This window comes from Apibacter muscae, assembly GCF_007845595.1.
In the GTDB taxonomy this organism is placed as follows: Bacteria; Bacteroidota; Bacteroidia; order Flavobacteriales; family Weeksellaceae; genus Apibacter; species Apibacter muscae.
In genome coordinates, this window is the sequence record NZ_SELI01000016.1 from 111,078 (window position 1) to 128,500 (window position 17,423).

General features: G+C 31.5%; 14 protein-coding genes. 9 read left to right on the forward strand and 5 right to left on the reverse strand.

Annotated elements, in window-relative coordinates; all coding sequences use genetic code 11:
- Positions 1 to 166: 166 nt before the first annotated feature.
- From ETU10_RS03485 to ETU10_RS03515, 7 genes are all read left to right on the forward strand, one after another.
- Positions 167 to 532: an NADH-quinone oxidoreductase subunit A gene (locus tag ETU10_RS03485; protein ID WP_146309926.1), complete on the forward strand. Its 366-nt coding sequence runs from the start codon at positions 167 to 169 to the stop codon at positions 530 to 532.
- A gap of 25 nt (positions 533 to 557) precedes the next feature.
- A complete protein-coding gene (locus tag ETU10_RS03490; protein ID WP_146262126.1) occupies positions 558 to 1,106 on the forward strand; it encodes an NADH-quinone oxidoreductase subunit B in 549 nt (182 codons plus the stop codon).
- A gap of 32 nt (positions 1,107 to 1,138) precedes the next feature.
- Positions 1,139 to 1,633 (forward strand): NADH-quinone oxidoreductase subunit C, encoded by a 495-nt coding sequence (locus tag ETU10_RS03495; RefSeq protein ID WP_146310200.1) that lies wholly within the window; start codon positions 1,139 to 1,141, stop codon positions 1,631 to 1,633.
- 23 nt (positions 1,634 to 1,656) lie between these two features.
- Positions 1,657 to 2,901 (forward strand): NADH-quinone oxidoreductase subunit D, encoded by a 1,245-nt coding sequence (locus tag ETU10_RS03500; RefSeq protein WP_146309928.1) that lies wholly within the window; start codon positions 1,657 to 1,659, stop codon positions 2,899 to 2,901.
- Between the two features lie 378 nt (positions 2,902 to 3,279).
- A complete protein-coding gene (locus ETU10_RS03505; protein WP_146309930.1) occupies positions 3,280 to 8,151 on the forward strand; it encodes a leucine-rich repeat domain-containing protein in 4,872 nt (1,623 codons plus the stop codon).
- Between the two features lie 138 nt (positions 8,152 to 8,289).
- Entirely contained in the window at positions 8,290 to 8,859 is a 570-nt protein-coding gene (locus ETU10_RS03510) for a DUF4136 domain-containing protein (RefSeq protein ID WP_146292206.1), read from the forward strand.
- A 157-nt stretch (positions 8,860 to 9,016) separates the two neighbouring features.
- Entirely contained in the window at positions 9,017 to 10,669 is a 1,653-nt protein-coding gene (locus ETU10_RS03515) for an amino acid permease (RefSeq protein ID WP_146309932.1), read from the forward strand.
- A gap of 9 nt (positions 10,670 to 10,678) precedes the next feature.
- Here ETU10_RS03515 and ETU10_RS03520 read toward each other — a convergent pair whose 3' ends face one another.
- Positions 10,679 to 11,818, reverse strand: a complete 1,140-nt coding sequence (locus ETU10_RS03520; RefSeq protein ID WP_146262121.1) for a glycosyltransferase family 4 protein — start codon at positions 11,816 to 11,818, stop codon at positions 10,679 to 10,681.
- 102 nt (positions 11,819 to 11,920) lie between these two features.
- Entirely contained in the window at positions 11,921 to 12,778 is an 858-nt protein-coding gene (locus ETU10_RS03525) for an aldo/keto reductase (protein ID WP_146309934.1), read from the reverse strand.
- A 109-nt stretch (positions 12,779 to 12,887) separates the two neighbouring features.
- Between ETU10_RS03525 and ETU10_RS03530 the strand changes: the two genes are divergently transcribed.
- Positions 12,888 to 13,601: a DUF4919 domain-containing protein gene (locus ETU10_RS03530; protein ID WP_146262119.1), complete on the forward strand. Its 714-nt coding sequence runs from the start codon at positions 12,888 to 12,890 to the stop codon at positions 13,599 to 13,601.
- A 4-nt stretch (positions 13,602 to 13,605) separates the two neighbouring features.
- Here the strand turns inward: ETU10_RS03530 and ETU10_RS03535 are convergent, their stop codons facing one another.
- A complete protein-coding gene (locus tag ETU10_RS03535; protein ID WP_146262118.1) occupies positions 13,606 to 14,175 on the reverse strand; it encodes a hypothetical protein in 570 nt (189 codons plus the stop codon).
- Between the two features lie 98 nt (positions 14,176 to 14,273).
- On the opposite strand from ETU10_RS03535, the gene ETU10_RS03540 reads away from it, so the two are divergent.
- A complete protein-coding gene (locus ETU10_RS03540; protein ID WP_146262117.1) occupies positions 14,274 to 15,305 on the forward strand; it encodes a hypothetical protein in 1,032 nt (343 codons plus the stop codon).
- 34 nt (positions 15,306 to 15,339) lie between these two features.
- Here ETU10_RS03540 and ETU10_RS03545 read toward each other — a convergent pair whose 3' ends face one another.
- Both ETU10_RS03545 and ETU10_RS03550 read right to left on the reverse strand, forming a co-directional pair.
- Complete coding sequence (locus ETU10_RS03545; RefSeq protein ID WP_146292218.1) at positions 15,340 to 15,810, reverse strand: ankyrin repeat domain-containing protein; 471 nt, start codon at positions 15,808 to 15,810, stop codon at positions 15,340 to 15,342.
- A gap of 76 nt (positions 15,811 to 15,886) precedes the next feature.
- Positions 15,887 to 17,326 (reverse strand): catalase, encoded by a 1,440-nt coding sequence (locus ETU10_RS03550; RefSeq protein ID WP_146292220.1) that lies wholly within the window; start codon positions 17,324 to 17,326, stop codon positions 15,887 to 15,889.
- Positions 17,327 to 17,423 lie beyond the last annotated feature (97 nt).

Below are 17,423 nucleotides of genomic sequence, written 5' to 3' on the forward strand. Positions count from 1 at the left end.
TAAATTTGATTTTATTATAATAATCTGAATATCTGCGATTTAGTTGTTAAAGTTTTCAGGAAAATAGCATATATATAAGTGTAATCATTTATTATAAAAAATGTAGAGATTAAGTTTGAAAATACACTAAATTTGCAAAACATTATAATGTAAATAATAATTTAGCATGAGTTTACCAGTAGATTATATCCCGGTTTTAATCCAAGTAGCTGTCGCTTTCGCATTTAGTGTAGTTACATTAATCGGATCTGCAATGCTAGGATCAAGGGTACATGGGAAAGTAAAAGACGATACTTTTGAGTGTGGAGTAGCTTACGAAGGAGATGCTAGATCCCCCTTTTCAATTAAATATTTTTTAACGGCTATACTTTTCGTATTGTTTGACATCGAAATCATATTTTTTTACCCCTATGCTTTAAACGTTCGGGAATTTGGTGTTGAAGGATTTTTAGCTGTATTAACCTTTATTTCTATTTTTCTAATCGGTTTCTTTTACGTAGTTAAGAGAGGCGCTTTAAATTGGGAAAAATAAAATTCAGATGAATTAAATAAAAAAAATGTCAGAAAAAAAAGTAAAAATAGTAGAAGCACCGGAAGGAATAAGTGGACCAGGATTTTTTGCCGGTAGCCTTGATAAAATAATAGGATTGGCTCGGTCTTATTCTTTATGGCCTCTACCTTTTGCAACTTCTTGTTGCGGAATTGAATTTATGGCAATTCAAGCCTCCAATTACGATTTGTCTCGTTTCGGAGCAGAAAATATGTGTTTTTCCCCAAGACAGGCAGATTTGTTAATGATATGTGGAACCATTTCAAAAAAATTAGCTCCTGTATTAAAACAGGTATACACCCAAATGGCAGAGCCCAAGTGGGTGATGGCAGTAGGGGCCTGTGCTTCAAGTGGAGGAATCTTTGATACCTATTCGGTTCTGCAAGGAATTGATAAAATTATTCCTGTAGATGTTTACGTACCTGGTTGCCCCCCAAGACCGGAACAAATTATAGAAGGTTTTATGCAGATTCAGGAATTAGTTAAAAATGAAAGCTTGAGAAGAAGAGATTCAGAGGAATATAAAAATCTTCTAGAATCTTACCAAATATCGTAAGTAATATTGTATAGAAAATGGAAGAGAAAGTTATCGATAACCAGTACGTACTAGAACTTATTTCAAATAAATTTGAAGATTCTATACTAAGAGCTTACGAGCCTGATGGAATTTTAACCCTAGAAATTAAAAAAGAAATTTTGCTGCCATTGGTACAATGGATGAAGGAAGATAACATAAAAATTGATTTTTTAACGGATATATGTGGAATTCATTATCCCAACAATCATGGAGCGGAATTGGGAGTAATTTATCACTTGCATAGTTTAATACACAATTTCAGAATTAGACTAAAAATATTTTTTTCTATTCAAAATCCTGAAGTAGATTCTTTAACCCCTCTATATGCATCAGCCAATTGGCAAGAAAGAGAAACTTTTGATTTTTATGGTATAAAATTTATTGGACATCCCAATTTGGTAAGGATTTTAAATTGCGATGATATGGATTACCATCCACTCCTAAAACAATACGAATTGGAAGACGCTACCCGTACAGATAAGAATGACGCAATGTTTGGTCGGTAACTAATTATTCAAAAAAAGGAAAAATGTCTAACGAAAATAATCAAAAAGAGTTGCAGCATTTATCTAACCTAGTAGATAAATATATAGTGAAAGAGCAAGTAGATGGTGAACTGCAACATATAAACCTAGGTCCTACCCATCCTTCTACGCACGGAATATTCCAAAATAAAATATTGATGGATGGAGAAAGGGTAGTTTCTTCACAATCTACCGTTGGGTATATACATCGTGCATTCGAAAAAATAGCTGAAAGAAGAACTTATTCACAAATAACCACCTTAACTGATCGGTTGAACTATTGTTCTGCCCCTATTAACAATATAGGATGGCATATGACGATGGAAAAATTTTTAGGGATTAAAGTTACCAAGAAAATCGATTATATGCGTATCATCATTATGGAATTGGCAAGAATTGCAGATCACTTGGTTTGCGATTCAGTCATGGGAGTAGATACAGGAGCATTAACCGGATTTACGTATGTTTTTCAAGACAGAGAAAAAATATATGATCTATACGAGCAGGTTTGTGGAGCAAGAATGACTACTAACATAGGTAGAATAGGGGGGTTTGAAAGAGATTTTAGCCCTAAGTTTCATGAATTGATCAAAAAATTTATTAAAGAGTTTCCGGCAAGAATTGAAGAATTTGCCAATCTCCTAGAAAGAAACCGTATTTTTATGGACAGAACGATAGGAGTGGGAGCTATTTCAGCAGAAAAAGCATTAAATTATGGCTTTACAGGACCTAATCTAAGAGCCGCAGGCGTAGATTATGATGCACGGGTGATGAATCCGTATTCCTCTTACGAGGATTTTGACTTTGTAGTGCCTATTGGAACAGCAGGAGATGCCTACGATCGTTTTATGGTACGTTTACAAGAGATAAGAGAGAGCTATAATTTAGTAAAAAATGCTTACGAAAATTTGCCAGAAGGAGAATATCACGTGGAGGTTCCAGATTTTTATTTACCGAATAAACCAGACGTTTATACCAGTATGGAAGCACTGATTTATCATTTTAAAATAGTGATGGGAGAAGTAGATATACCTACGGGAGAAATTTATAATTCAGTAGAAGGAGGAAATGGCGAATTAGGTTTTTATATGGTTAGCGATGGAGGAAGAAGTCCATACCGATTACATTTTAGAAGACCCTGCTTTATTTATTATCAAGCCTATTCAGAAATAATCAAAGATCAAATGCTATCAGATGCTATAATTACTTTAGGAAGTTTAAATGTAATTGCCGGTGAATTGGATGCATAAATAATAATCATTAAAATTAAAAAAAGCTCTTAATTATTTTTAAGAGCTTTTTTTATTCAATCTATGATTGGGGAATAATTGTTATATTTTTATAAAACTAATTTTCTACTGTTCATTAAATGAATATTTACTACCATATAAAAAATTGAAAAAATGTTAATAATAGGTTTTAATCTATAAATCTGGTAAATAGTAGATTAGATATATAAATTCATTCGAAATATATAAAAATATAAAATTATTAACGTTTCTTTAGTAAAAAATTTGTTTACATGGGATAGTATTGATAATTTTGCAATGGATGAGTGAAAGGTGTAAGAATTTTCTTATATATTTCCTCATCCATGAACTAAACTATAAATTCATTTAAAAAAGCTTATGAAAAGAAAAAATTATCATTTTCTATTTTTTCTATTCTTTGTGAGTTGGTCTCTCTGTTGGGGGCAAACGTCACGAGAATACGAAGTAACCGCGCCGGGAGCTCTAGAATCCCTGGTATCATCCGAAAAAAACACAATTACAGATCTTACCTTAACCGGTACCTTAAATGCAGCAGATTTTGCTACCATACGTAGCATGGCGGCTCTGCAAAATTTAAATTTAGAGAGGGCAAATTTATTAGATAATACTTTGCCTGGAAATGCATTTTTTAAGAAAGAATTAAAGGAGATAATTCTGCCTTATTCATTAGAAAGAATAGGAAATACTGCCTTTGCAGGAGCAATTTTAGAAGAACTAGACTTTAGTAAGACACCAAATTTAGTGACGATAGGAGCAGATGTATTTGATGGATTAACGATAAAAACAGGGAATGAATTAAATTTTAAAACAAATTCAAAACTTGTAAACTTTAATACATATAATAATGTTCCAACTTTCACAGGATTCAAAGGAAAAGTAATATTACCATTAAATCTAAAGAAAATACCAGCACTAACATTTTATAAATTTGAAGGCAGCATAGAAATGCCACCAGCATTGGAAGAGATAGGAAATACTGCCTTTGCAGGAGCAATTTTAGAAGAACTAGACTTTAGTAAGACACCAAATTTAGTGACGATAGGAGCAGATGTATTTGATGGATTAACGATAAAAACAGGGAATGAATTAAATTTTAAAACAAATTCAAAACTTGTAAACTTTAATACATATAATAATGTTCCAACTTTCACAGGATTCAAAGGAAAAGTAATATTACCATTAAATCTAAAGAAAATACCAGCACTAACATTTTATAAATTTGAAGGAAGCATAGAATTGCCACCAGCATTAGAAGAGATAGGAAATACTGCCTTTGCAGGAGCAATTTTAGAAGAACTAGACTTTAGTAAGACACCAAATTTAGTGACGATAGGAGCAGATGTATTTGATGGATTAACAATAAAAACAGGGAATGAATTAAAATTTACAACAAATTCAAAACTTGTAAACTTTAATATTGTTAATAATATTACACCATTTACAGGCTTTAATGGAAGAGTAATTTTACCAGATTCATTAAAAAGGATACCAGATAGAACTTTTTGGAATTTTACAGGGAGTATAGAATTACCTACATCATTAGAAGAAATTGGGAAATGGGTTTTTAGTGGAGCTGAAATAGAAGAATTAGATTTTAGTAAAAGTCCAAACCTAAAAACATTAGATGGAGCAGCATTTAATAATTTAACAATAACTTCTGGAAATGAACTTAACTTTAAGTCCAATAGTAATTTAATAAATATATTGACCGTATCACAGGCATATCCATCAGCTGTGTGGTCACCATTTACAGGCTTTAATGGAAGAGTAATTTTACCAGATTCCTTAAAAAGGATACCAGATAGAACTTTTTGGAATTTTACAGGGAGTATAGAATTACCTACATCATTAGAAGAAATTGGGACATGGGTTTTTAGTGGATCAACTCTTAAAGAATTATTTTTACCTGCAAGTGTAAAGTTAATCGCTAATAATGCCTTTAATGAAATGAAACTATTGGAGAGACTCTCTATTTGCGCTATAACCCCTCCAACTCTAGGAGCAAATGTTTTTAGTGGAGTACCTGTAAGCAATGTTGAATTAGCGGTTCCAAAAAATACAATATCTAGTTATAAAAAAGCTAATCAATGGAACCAATTTACACAAATAAATGAATCTAATATTTGTGAAGCAGCCCCTTATAATCCTTTTGAATTACAAGTATATGCGCCTAATAGCTATATTTTTGATATAGAGCAAGCAAAGTCTAACAATTACGGAGGGTTAGCAATTCCTGTCACTAAAGCTTATGCTATGTGGGAAAATAATGAATACCTAGACCACAAAAGTATCCCATCTGGAAAATTATCTTCTTCTGTATATTGGGAAGATGTAGAAGGTCTTATACGTTCTACTGAAATTGATCAGAACGGCTCCAATTCTCAAATTAAAGTTCAAATCAATCAAGCCAAAGGGAAAGGAAATGCCGTTATTGCTTTCCACGTAGGATCTACTGGGGATCCTAAAAAAGACCCTATATATTGGAGTTGGCATGTATGGGTAACGGATGATCCTACACAAGGTGTAACCTACAACAACAACCCTAGTGGTTATGGAATGATTAATACTTTTATGGATCGCAATTTAGGGGCTTTATCTTCAAAATTTTGGGGAGATGATTGGCATCGTTCAGGAGGATTATTATATCAATGGGGAAGAAAAGATCCATTTCCTGCATTGGCTTATTTAGATGGATCTACCCCTATAATTAATTCACTTCCTTACGGTAAATTTTCTAATAAAGATGTTTTAACTAATCGTGTTCCTTTATCAGAACAAAGATCTTCAGACTTTACGAAAGATAATATTCAAAAAAGTATAAACGAACCATTTAAAATTATTAAATTTAATATTAAAGATTTTGCTACAAATCAAGCAAGAATAAATGCATCTTGGTTTACCAATGATTTATACGGTTACGAAGTTTCGCATGGAAAAAGTTATGATTTGTGGGGCAATAATACGGAAGGTTACAAGTACGCGGGACAAGTATTTGAACAAAAACAAAAATCTCCGTTTGATCCTTGTCCTGCGGGATGGAGAGTACCTTCAGGAGGTATGACAGCTGGTACATGGTGGACTTCTTCTCCATGGGGTAAGCGCTTATTCAATGGTTTTACTTCAGAATATGAACTAACAAAACATTCTGAACAATTTAAAGGAGTGAAAGCTTATCCAGCTCTAGGATTTGATTTTACCAATGCAGAAAACTATAATATAGGTATATATCCATCAACCGGACATTATACAATGGAACCAGATTCCCAATCTGGGAATGTAAGGATCTTGTTCCAAGATGAGGGCGCTCAATCTTTTTTATGGACTGGCACTATGGGATGCAATAATTGTACCACTAATCATGTACAAGTTTTTCGTTTAATTCAAGATGTTCAACAAAGAACAGATACAAATTCTCAAAATTGGGACGGATTGTATTTAATAGATAATTATAATTTTACTTCTGGACATACAAGTGCCTTAAATGGAGTACGTTGCGTGAAAGAGAGTTTACCGAAAATGGAATGGAAGACTTTGTATTTGCCTAATGATAAAGTGGAATTCAAGGATGGTTTAGAAAATCCGAATAGCTATATGTTAGTTAAGAAAGCAGATTATCAAGAAATTAGTATTCCAGTGAATAAAGCATTTGCTATTTATAATCAATTTTTATCCAATAGAGAAATGCCGAATGGAAAACTATCTGTAAATATATACTGGACAGATAATATGCAATTGGTAGGTGAAAGTTCTTTATTAGGCTCTGATCAAAATGCTCTAATTAAAGTTAAGATATCTCCTAACCAATCTGGTAATGCTGTTATATCTTTACACAATGGAGATCAGGGAAATTCTAACGATCCAGTGCTTTGGAGTTGGCATTTATGGGTACCTAATAGTGACCCTACAGAGAAAACTTTCACTCACACAACATTAGAAAAATATTCAAAAAAATATGAAGATTTCTTAGCCTTTAATACCTCAACCGGTACGGTTCCTTTAACAACAACTTTTATGGATCGTAATTTAGGAGCAACGGAATCTAAATTAACTGGAACTAAAAATGCAGATGATAAAGTTTTTGGTTTGTATTATCAGTGGGGAAGAAAAGATCCTATGCCATTAATGCTTTCCTTAGATAATTCCATGAAAATATATTTAGGAAATACTATCAATGGTACTCAGAAATTTAATAAAACCATTGATAATATTTGGTCTTACGAACAAAATTATGTCAATACCTCTTGGGAAAACAATTTTATAGATGTTCTAAATAAGTCTATAAAAAATCCGATTACATATTTACATAGAGATGTTGAAGAAAGTTGGTTACCGGGGATCTACCCTAAATTATGGGGTCATGCGGATAAAAAATCGCCTTTCGATCCATGTCCAGCGGGCTGGAGAGTTCCAGATGCTTCATATGGTCGAGAAAAAGGTTCTCCTTGGTTTAAAGAGGGTATGGGGAAAGATGTATACACTTATAAAATTGATTCAGTGGATGCTGATGGGAAGGTAACTAAATTTCATTATGAGTGGATATTCACACCGAATAAAGAAATCTATTCTATCAAAGGTTTAGGTGGTGAATTGATCAATTATCCATCAATCAATGGTTACTCTGGCGTACAATTTTTAGAATCTATTTATAATTTAGGTATAATACCCTTTGCTGGATTGAAAGGGAATATTCAAAATCAACCTAATTTTATCAATGGATTTTCTGAAATGGCAACGATATGGACAGCAAGTATGTATTCTCATGTAGGAGGAGATCAAAATGCTCAAGCTTTGGCTGTAAAGATTGAAGGGGTTAACGATTACATAGAGGTTGGAGAAATAATTCGTCCAAGATCTTTAGCTTCTGTTCGCTGTGCAAAAGATGAAACAAGATTTACAGCAGAGTCAATAGAAAATTCTCCAGAATATATTGTACCGATCAATCGAAATTTAAGATCTGAAGCAGTTGAGATTAATACTAATAGTAAATTGACAGAATCACAAGTGCAAGTAACTCCAAATCCAAATTCAGGAATATTTAAAGCAATGTTAACAGATATACCGGAGGGTATGTTAAGAGTATTTAGCTTTACCGGAGATGAAGTTTATACTAAATCTTTTAAAGCAGAATCTGAGATATCTATAAATATTCAAAGTTTGCCAGCTGGGGTGTACGTAGTGCAAGTACAGTCTCAAGGACAAACAGTTAGTAAAAAAATCATGAAAAAATAATTTTAATTTTTAATTTATTTTTAGAGGATAGCCGGTTGTAAAACCGGCTATTTTTATGAAAAAAATATAAATGTGTAAAGTTTGGTATAATATTCGCTTTATATCATTTTAAATTAATAACCCATTAAACTTTACAAAATGAAATTTAAAATTTTATTTTTTAGTGCAGCACTTTTATTTTTTACCAGTTGCGCTACTATAAATACCTCTTACGATTACAACAAAACTGTTGACTTTTCCCAGTTTAAAACCTTTGCTTTTTATAAACAAGGGATGGATAGTTTAAAATTAAACGATTTAGATAAAAATGTAATTATTTCTACAGTTACCAATCAATTGGAAAGTAAAGGTCTAAGCCAATCTACAGATCCAAGTTTGTTGGTAAATATTTTAGCTTCTTCTCAGCAAGTGGTAAATGTTTATAACAATAATCCTTATTGGAATTCTCCATGGACAGGTCCTTGGGGCGGTCCTTGGCAAAACAGTTGGGGATGGGGATACGGCTGGGGTCCCGGATGGATCGGTCAAGATACAACCATCTCTGAAGATAGAATTGGACAAATTACCATACATTTAATTGATACTAGAAATAATACTTTGGTTTGGCAAGGGGTAGTTGACGGGTTTAACGTTAGCGATGCAGCAAGCAAAGAAGCTCAAATAATTAAAGCTATTCAGCAAGTTTTCACGAATTTTCCACCTAAATAAATATTAAAATTTAAATTTATTGAGAAAGTCACTATTTATTGATTTAAATAGTGACTTTTTACATTTAAAAAAACTGATTTATTACCAATAAATTGCAAAAAGTTATATTTTTGCGCTTGGGTAAACCCTCACTTCCAGAACCTCTAATAAAATTTTAATGAATATAAATTCCTTTTTACGAAAAAAAAATATCTCAGATTTACAAAATGAAAACCACTCCTCTCAGTTAAATAAAATCTTAAATTTAAAAGATTTAACATTTTTCGGTATAGCTGCCATTATTGGAGCAGGAATTTTTAGTACCATAGGAAGAGCCTCTTACGAGGGAGGTCCAGCAGTTTCCATGCTTTTTCTTTTTGTTGCCATTGCCTGTATTTTTACAGCACTTTGTTATGCCCAGTTTGCTTCCATGATTCCGGTTAGCGGAAGTGCTTATACTTATACTTATGTTTCTTTAGGCGAAATTTTTGCTTGGACCATTGGTTGGGCACTAATTTTGGAATATGCAGTTTCCAACATAGTAATTTCCATTTCTTGGTCGGGATATTTTGTTTCAATGCTACAAGGTTTTGGTATTCATTGGCCAGAATGGTTGGCAGTAGATTATTGGAATGCCCATCAGGCATTTTTAGCCCAACAAGCGCATGAGACACTTACCAATAATGATATAAAACTTGCAGAAGTTTATAAATCTGCTCCTAGCTTTGGTGGCATAAAAGTTTTATTTAATTTACCGGCAGGATTAATTACATTATTTGTAACCATATTAGCCTATATAGGAATTAAAGAATCAACCAAAGTCAGCAATGCTTTGGTTTGGATAAAATTGGTGGTTATTGTAGGAATTATTCTTATAGGTGCTTTCTATGTTAAACCAGACAACTGGACTCCGTTTTTACCCAATGGTTTTGAAGGAGTAATGGGTGGAGTAGCTGCTGTATTTTTTTCTTTTATAGGGTTTGACTCTATATCTACAACGGCCGAAGAATGTAAAAATCCTAGACGAGATTTACCCAGAGCTATGATTTTGTGTATTATTATCTGTACTGTACTGTATGCTGCCATTGCTTTAGTTTTGACGGGTATGGTAAATTACAAAGAATTAAGAGTTGACGATCCTTTGGCTTATGTTTTTGATAAAATTGGAATGAATTTTATTGCTGGAATTATTTCTGTTAGTGCAGTTATAGCCATGACGGGAGCAATTTTAGTTTACCAAGTGGGGCAACCCAGAATTTGGATGACGATGAGTAGAGACGGACTTTTGTGGAAGCCATTTAGCAAAATACATAAAAAGTATCATACCCCAAGTTTCTCAACCATAATTGCTGGTGTATTTGTAGCAATTCCCGCTATGTTTATAGATATGCAAGTAGTTGTAGATTTAACCAGTGTTGGAACTTTTTTTGCTTTTATATTGGTTTGTTCTGGGGTTTTATTTCTAGATTATAAAGGATATTCTAAACAAGCGAAATTTAAACTGCCTTACATAAACGGAAAATATATTATTTGTCCTTTATTTTTAATTGCTATGTATGTTTTTTTATTTCAGGTAGATGGGTTGAAAATGTTAAATGATAAGCCTCTATTGTATGTATTTTGGTTGGTATGGTTAGGTTTAGGTATAGGCTCGCTAAAATATCAATTTTCTTTACTACCGATCTTAGGAATTTTATTTAACCTTTATTTAATGACTGAATTGGGCTGGTCCAATTGGATTATGTTTATTGTTTGGTTAGTAATAGGTTTAACGATTTATTTTCTTTATGGAAGAAAAAATAGTAAGCTCAATCGAATATTTAATTCATAAAGTTGAGTTTTAATTGGTATTAACCAATTTATCAAAAAGATTCATCCATTTTTTCATTATAGCCTCTGGCGAATATCTGAGAATATTAGTAGAGGCAGCTTTTCCCATTTCTTTACGTTTATTTTCATCTTCAATGAGAAGAGATAATTTTTCAATAAATTCTTTCTTATCATTAAAGGCTACTAAATACCCGTCTTTATTGTTATTGATGATGTCTCTAGGACCACATTTACATGCATAAGAAACAGGAGGAACCCCGTAAGACATGGCTTCAGCCAAAGCCAAGCCAAAGCCTTCGTATTTAGAAGTCATTGCATAGATGGAACTCTCTAAAAAAACCTTTTCAATGTTTGGCGTTGCTGGTAAAATTTTAATAAACCCTGTTAACTTTAATTTTGATATTAACTGTTTTAATTTTCTTTCTTGGCTACCGCTTCCATAGATTTCAAGTTTCCAATCCGGATATTTTTTTGCTATAACAGACCATATTTCAATTAAATGATCCAATTGTTTTTGTTGATTTAAGCGACCAAGCGTAATCACTTTTTTATTTTCTAATTCCGAGGTACTTTTAGGTATACAGGTAAGAGCATTTTCAATAACTTCAATATTGGATAATCGATTTCCCCAAGATTCTTTATCTTCATGCGTTAATACCACGAACTTATCAAACTTCTGGATGATGGCGTATTCCTGTCTTCTATAAAAATAAGTAATAAGCCTTCCTAAATAATATTTATCTAATTTTGCGTAATAATAAGCTCGTTTATATTTAGCAAAATGTCTTTCTAATATTTTCTTACTTCCATCTTTAAGTTCATATATGTATTTAGAAAAAATGCAAAAAGTGGAAATGGTAATATCTGGCTTAATCTCTGAAAATAACTTTGATAGTGAATCTAAAAATATCTTCTTATTTTTATTAAAATTTATTTTTTTTCTAAGTCCGTGATCTTTTCTAATGTCTAAATTTAAATAGTGGAATTTAACATTAGGATCAAAATAAAAAAAAGGCTTGCTAGGAGCAGGGCATATAACAACCATATGTACTTGATACCCATGAGAAACTAAGTAGTTAGACTTAGTAGATAAAATTCTCTCTATTCCTCCAGAATTGTGTATATTTTCAACACAATAAGCTATTTTCATAATATTAGTTTATAGATAAAAGTTTGCAAATATACATTAAATCAATTAGGTGTTCTAATTGATTTAATGTATAAAAAATATATCTATGATTAAAACTAATGTTTATGATTTATTTTTTTTAGCAAAATATTCTAAAAAGTGATCGGGATGAGCTCCAGTTCTATCTCCATTATCCAAAGAATCTATTGTATGTATTTCCTCCTCTGTAAGTGTGAAATTGAATATATCCGCATTGGCTAAGATTCTTTCTGGATTTGTGCTTTTAGGAATTGTAACCACCCCTTTTTGCAAATCCCAGCGTAAAATTATTTGAGCCACACTTTTTTCATATTTTTCAGCAATTTGTTTTAAGGTAGGTGCTTCAAAAAGTCCGCCTCTTTTTAAAGGAGACCATGCTTCGTACTGAATGTTATTTTTTTTGCAAAAATCTAATAGTTCTTGTTGCACTAAATTGGGATGAAACTCCATTTGATTAACCATGGGTTTAGTACCTCCTAGGTCGATGATTTTTTGTAAGTGGTGTTGCATGCAGTTGCATACGCCAATGGCTTTTATTTTTCCCTCTTTATATAATTCATCCATGGCCTTCCACGCTTCTAGGTAATAGTCCGGATGAGGCCAATGAATTAAATATAGATCTATATAATCCAATCCTAATTTATTTAATGAGGAATAAAAAGCTTTTTTAGTGTCTTCATATTTTTGTTCAGTATACCATACTTTGGTGGCAATAAAAATTTCTTCTCTTGCTATCGAAGTAGATTTTATAGCTTCTCCAACCCCTTCCTCATTGAAATAATAAGTAGCTGTGTCAAGATGTCTATAGCCGGCATCTAATGCTTTATGAATAGAGTTAATAACTTCCTGTCCATCCTCTGCCTTATATAGACCTAAACCTAAATATGGCATCTTTACCCCATTAGATAAATTAACGGTTCCTTTGATATCTGTTATTTTCATGTTCACTTAATATGAAATTACTCAAATGTACTATTTTTTGCCTTAAAATATACCTAAAGTAAGCAACTTTAATGAAATTTTCTTACTTTTATTTCTAAAACTATCTATCATGCTGAGAAAAATAATTATGTTCGTTCTTTTATTCAATTTTATATCATCTTTATGTGCCCAAGAATATGAATGGCATTCTCCAGATTATGATCTTATTAAAAAAGAAACTTTTAACGAAAAATCGGAATTTCTTTACTCAAATTTATTGTCTAGATTTTATGCTTTTGATAGTACCTTAACTAAAAAAGATTATGAATATTTATACTATGGATATCTTTATCAAAAAGAGTATAAACCTTATAAAAAAGCAAAAAATGAAACAGCTCTTTTATCTATTTTAAAGAAAAATTCGCAAATACAAGAAGAGGATTATGAGGAAATCATAAAACTTACAACAGAATCTATACAAGAATATCCTTTTGCTTTAGATGCGATGGCTATTTTAAGTTATATTTATAAATTAAAAGGAGATACAGAAAATTATTTAAAAATTCGTTTTAGACTTTATGATATTTTAGAAGTAATAACAAATAGTGGGGATGGAAGTACTTGTAGAAATGCTTTCCATGTAACTTCTACAGATCATGAATATGTACTTTTGAAAATGATTAATAAAAAGCCCATTTCTCAAGAACTTATTTTTCTGAAAGACCCAGTAGCCTACTGTGATTTACAAAAACTACATGAAAATTCAAAAGGATATGATTCAGTTTACTTTGATGTGACTAAACTATTTGAAGCACAAGCTGAACGGATTAAAAAAGGTGAATAATTGTTTAAGCAATTTTAAATATAAGTAAGCAGAAATTATGATCGAGATGATTAAAAATAATTTCCTCTTTCATTTTTATTTCTTCATTAAAATTACAATTGGATAAATTTTTGGTATTATTAAAAATTAGCACTTTATGTTCCCTAATTAAAGTTTCAATCTTATTAATTTCAGGAGAAAAGTTTATTTTTAAATTACCTAATTTCACTAATGTTTTTAGTGTTTGTAACTTATTCTCAATAAGATCTAAAGTATTGTTTATAATTAATATACTTTTAGTGTTTGGTTGTATTTCATTCTGTACCAAGATATTAATTTTTCTATTAAGAAAGTGTAGTTCTTCTACTTTCTTTAAAATAACGTCTTTTTTATCCTTGATTTCCTGAAAGTTTCTATCTAAAACTTCAGGTATATAAACCGCTAAAAAAACTGTAGCTACTAAAGTGGCAACATCAATAATATTAATATCTACAGAGAGTGGAAGATTATAATAATGTCTAATTGCTATACCAATAACTATACCTATACATAAAAGAGAAATGTACAAAAGTATTTTAGTTTTGTTACTTTTCATTATCTTTAGCGAGCTAATAATTAATTATTTACAAAGCTATATAATAATTTTTAGATATATACTTAACTATAATTGTATTAAATATATATTGTTATTAAATGCAACTAAGAAAACCAATATTTCCCATAAAAAATAATTTATTGACTTACCTTGATAAATACAATAAAACGACAGAAATCTCTATGTTGTATGAGGATTTATTGAGATTTAAAGATTATACAGTTATTGAAGATAAAGATGGAAAGGATACCTTGTGGTTGAGTGTATATTATTCTCAATGGGAGCAGGAAGAAATTCAACAGAATTTAAAGATTATTTACACGTATTTGCACTCCGATGGAGACCGTACAACTTTACCCTTTTTAAAAGTTGAGTCTATTGAATTTTGTACTTTTGGAAACTCCAAACCTTTCCGTATAAGGGTGAAGAATATCCTTAATGAAAATTACACAAACTTTTACATAAAGAAAGCAGATGCTTCCAGAATTTATGGTTTAGAATTGGAAGATTTACTTTCTCCCCATCGGGTTAATTATTTAGTTTATAAAGATACATTAATTGAAGAGCATATATTGGGGATACCTGGAGATATTTTTATAGAGAGACATTTACCTCTTTGTTCTGATTTAGAAAAATCACAAATTGCTAAGGAATTTGTAAAGTTTAATGAGCGTTGTCTTTTAGGATTGCTAGGAGATATGCGTTCCTATAATTATGTGGTTGTTGTAACTCATGATTATGATCAAATTGTGTATCGAATACGATCGATTGATTTTGATCAGCAAAGTTATGAAGGAGATTTATCATTTTATATGCCTCAATTTTTTAAAGAAAATCAATTAATGTTAGAATTGATTGATGAAAAATTAGAAGCTAATTCTGTGGAGCAATATAGAAAAGAGGTGCGATCGGTGATAGCTAAACGTATATTAAATAGTTTTGAAAGATATTCGGATTTAATTTCTATTATGAAAGAAGATCACATTTCAACAGATGAAAAAATTAATCAATTAAAATTAGCATTGTATAAACTAACTTATAGTTATCATTTTAAGCACTGTGATACTATGGGGGAGATTGTTGAAACGGGTTTAAATTTTATTGTAAAAAATTACCGTAAACATAACTAAATATTTACGGTAAATTTTTTAACGAATTTAATCTTTACTTTACTAATTCAGCAATATCATTCAACCCTTGCGTTAGAGCTTGAGAAGATGCTGTATTTCCTCTTATATCTTTTATAGAGGTATCTGCTCCTTTTTCTAAAAGTAGTTTAGCAATTTCCATACGGTTAAAAGTAGCAGCAAAAAATAAGGCAGTTGCCCCATTAGAATTGGTAACATTTACATCCGCTCCAGCTTCAATCAATTTATTAGCAATATCGTAAAAGCCTTTAAAACAAACTCCCATTAGCGCTGTATTCCCTGATCCATCTTTTTCATCAAGATTGGGTTTAAACTTTAATAAAAAATCAACGATATCTACATTTCCATAGTAGGACGCCAACAATAAAGGTGTTGAACCACGATGATCCTTGGAATTTAGTAGGTCTTTATTTTCTTCTAATATTTCTTTTACGCTGTTTAAATCTTCCAAACGTATGGCTTGAAATAAATTTTCTTGATTGTTCATGTTCTAGTTTAAAAAATAGAAACTGCTAAATGCAGTTTCTATAAAATTTTGTGCAATATATGATGTTAAGTAATAATTAAATACCTAAAGCTTTTCTTACTCCTGCGCCATATTCTGGATCAGCTTGATCGAAAAGGTTTAATTGACGTTCTACAACTTCTTTAGATACTCCTTGCATAGCTTCTTTTATGTTCTGGAATAATCTTTGTTTTTCCTCAGGAGTAAATAAACGGAATAAATCGCCTGGTTGTTTAAAATTGCCGTAGGTATCATTTTCTTCATATCTAGCAACATTTCCATCAATTTTCAATGGAGGTTCTTCATAAGATCGATCTTCTACGGGGCCGTTTTTACTGTTAGGCTCGTAATAAGCATCCGGATTTGAATTAAAATTCTCAAAGAATCTCATAGCTCCGTCTTTATGATAATGATTTACTTCTGAAATTGGTCTGTTAGGAGGTAACATTTCATAATGGGTACCTAATCTATATCTATGAGCATCTGCGTAAGAAAAAATACGAGCTTGTAACATTTTGTCTGGAGAAAAACTTATCCCAGGAACTATGTTTGAAGGTGAAAATGCAGCGTTTTCAATAAATTGGAAATAATTACTAGGATTTTCATTAAGTTCCATAACTCCAACATCAATTAAAGGAAAATCTGCATGTGGCCAAACTTTAGTAACATCAAATGGATTGAATGGACAGTTTAGTGCATCCTCTTCTCCCATAATCTGTATATAAACTTTCCATTTTGGAAAATTACCATTTTCTATAGCATTAAATAGTTCTTCTTGATATTTTTCTCTGGTTTGCCCTGTAATTTGTTCAGCCTCTTTATTGGTATAATTTTCAATTCCTTGTTGGGTTTTGAAATGAAATTTCACCCAGAATCTTTCACCATTATTATTCCAAAAAGAATAGGTGTGAGAACCAAATCCATGCATATGCATAGGAGTTTTAGGGATCCCTCTGTCTGACATTAAAATAGTTACTTGGTGTAAACTTTCTGGAGTTAAAGACCAAAAATCCCACATAGCTTCGTTAGAACGTAAATTTGTCTTAGGATGTCTTTTCTGTGTATGAATAAAATCTGGAAATTTATATCCGTCTCTTACAAAAAATACTGGAGTGTTGTTTCCAACCAAATCCCAATTACCTTCCTCTGTATAGAATTTTAAAGCAAAACCCCTAACGTCACGTTCAGTATCGGAAGCCCCTAATTCACCGGCGACTGTTGAAAATCTTGCAAGCATTTTAGTTTGTTTTCCAATTTCAGAAAAAATGTTTGCTCGTGTGTATTTAGTGATGTCATGGGTCACGGTAAAAGTTCCCATAGCTCCCCAACCTTTAGCATGTACAACCCTTTCAGGGATACGTTCTCTATTTTGATGAGCCAATTTTTCTATTAGTTCAAAATCTTGCAATAATACAGGCCCCTTAAACCCGGCGGTTAATGATTTTTGATTGTTGGAAATTGGATTTCCAGCGGTAGTTGTTAATTTTTTTCTATTCATATCCTTAAAAGTTTTTTATTTAAATTGATCTATATGGTAAAGATAAGTCTTTATCCCATATTAATTAAATTTTTTCCATTTAAATACTAAATGTGTG

What these genes read in the sequence shown, in the direction of transcription:
- ETU10_RS03485 (WP_146309926.1), top strand. Translation starts at nt 167, where the DNA reads ATGAGTTTACCAGTAGATTATATCCCGGTTTTAATCCAAGTAGCTGTC.
- ETU10_RS03490 (WP_146262126.1), top strand. Translation starts at nt 558, where the DNA reads ATGTCAGAAAAAAAAGTAAAAATAGTAGAAGCACCGGAAGGAATAAGT.
- ETU10_RS03500 (WP_146309928.1), top strand. Translation starts at nt 1,657, where the DNA reads ATGTCTAACGAAAATAATCAAAAAGAGTTGCAGCATTTATCTAACCTA.
- ETU10_RS03505 (WP_146309930.1), top strand. Translation starts at nt 3,280, where the DNA reads ATGAAAAGAAAAAATTATCATTTTCTATTTTTTCTATTCTTTGTGAGT.
- ETU10_RS03510 (WP_146292206.1), top strand. Translation starts at nt 8,290, where the DNA reads ATGAAATTTAAAATTTTATTTTTTAGTGCAGCACTTTTATTTTTTACC.
- ETU10_RS03515 (WP_146309932.1), top strand. Translation starts at nt 9,017, where the DNA reads ATGAATATAAATTCCTTTTTACGAAAAAAAAATATCTCAGATTTACAA.
- ETU10_RS03520 (WP_146262121.1), bottom strand. Translation starts at nt 11,818, where the DNA reads ATGAAAATAGCTTATTGTGTTGAAAATATACACAATTCTGGAGGAATA.
- ETU10_RS03525 (WP_146309934.1), bottom strand. Translation starts at nt 12,778, where the DNA reads ATGAAAATAACAGATATCAAAGGAACCGTTAATTTATCTAATGGGGTA.
- ETU10_RS03530 (WP_146262119.1), top strand. Translation starts at nt 12,888, where the DNA reads ATGCTGAGAAAAATAATTATGTTCGTTCTTTTATTCAATTTTATATCA.
- ETU10_RS03535 (WP_146262118.1), bottom strand. Translation starts at nt 14,175, where the DNA reads ATGAAAAGTAACAAAACTAAAATACTTTTGTACATTTCTCTTTTATGT.
- ETU10_RS03540 (WP_146262117.1), top strand. Translation starts at nt 14,274, where the DNA reads ATGCAACTAAGAAAACCAATATTTCCCATAAAAAATAATTTATTGACT.
- ETU10_RS03545 (WP_146292218.1), bottom strand. Translation starts at nt 15,810, where the DNA reads ATGAACAATCAAGAAAATTTATTTCAAGCCATACGTTTGGAAGATTTA.
- ETU10_RS03550 (WP_146292220.1), bottom strand. Translation starts at nt 17,326, where the DNA reads ATGAATAGAAAAAAATTAACAACTACCGCTGGAAATCCAATTTCCAAC.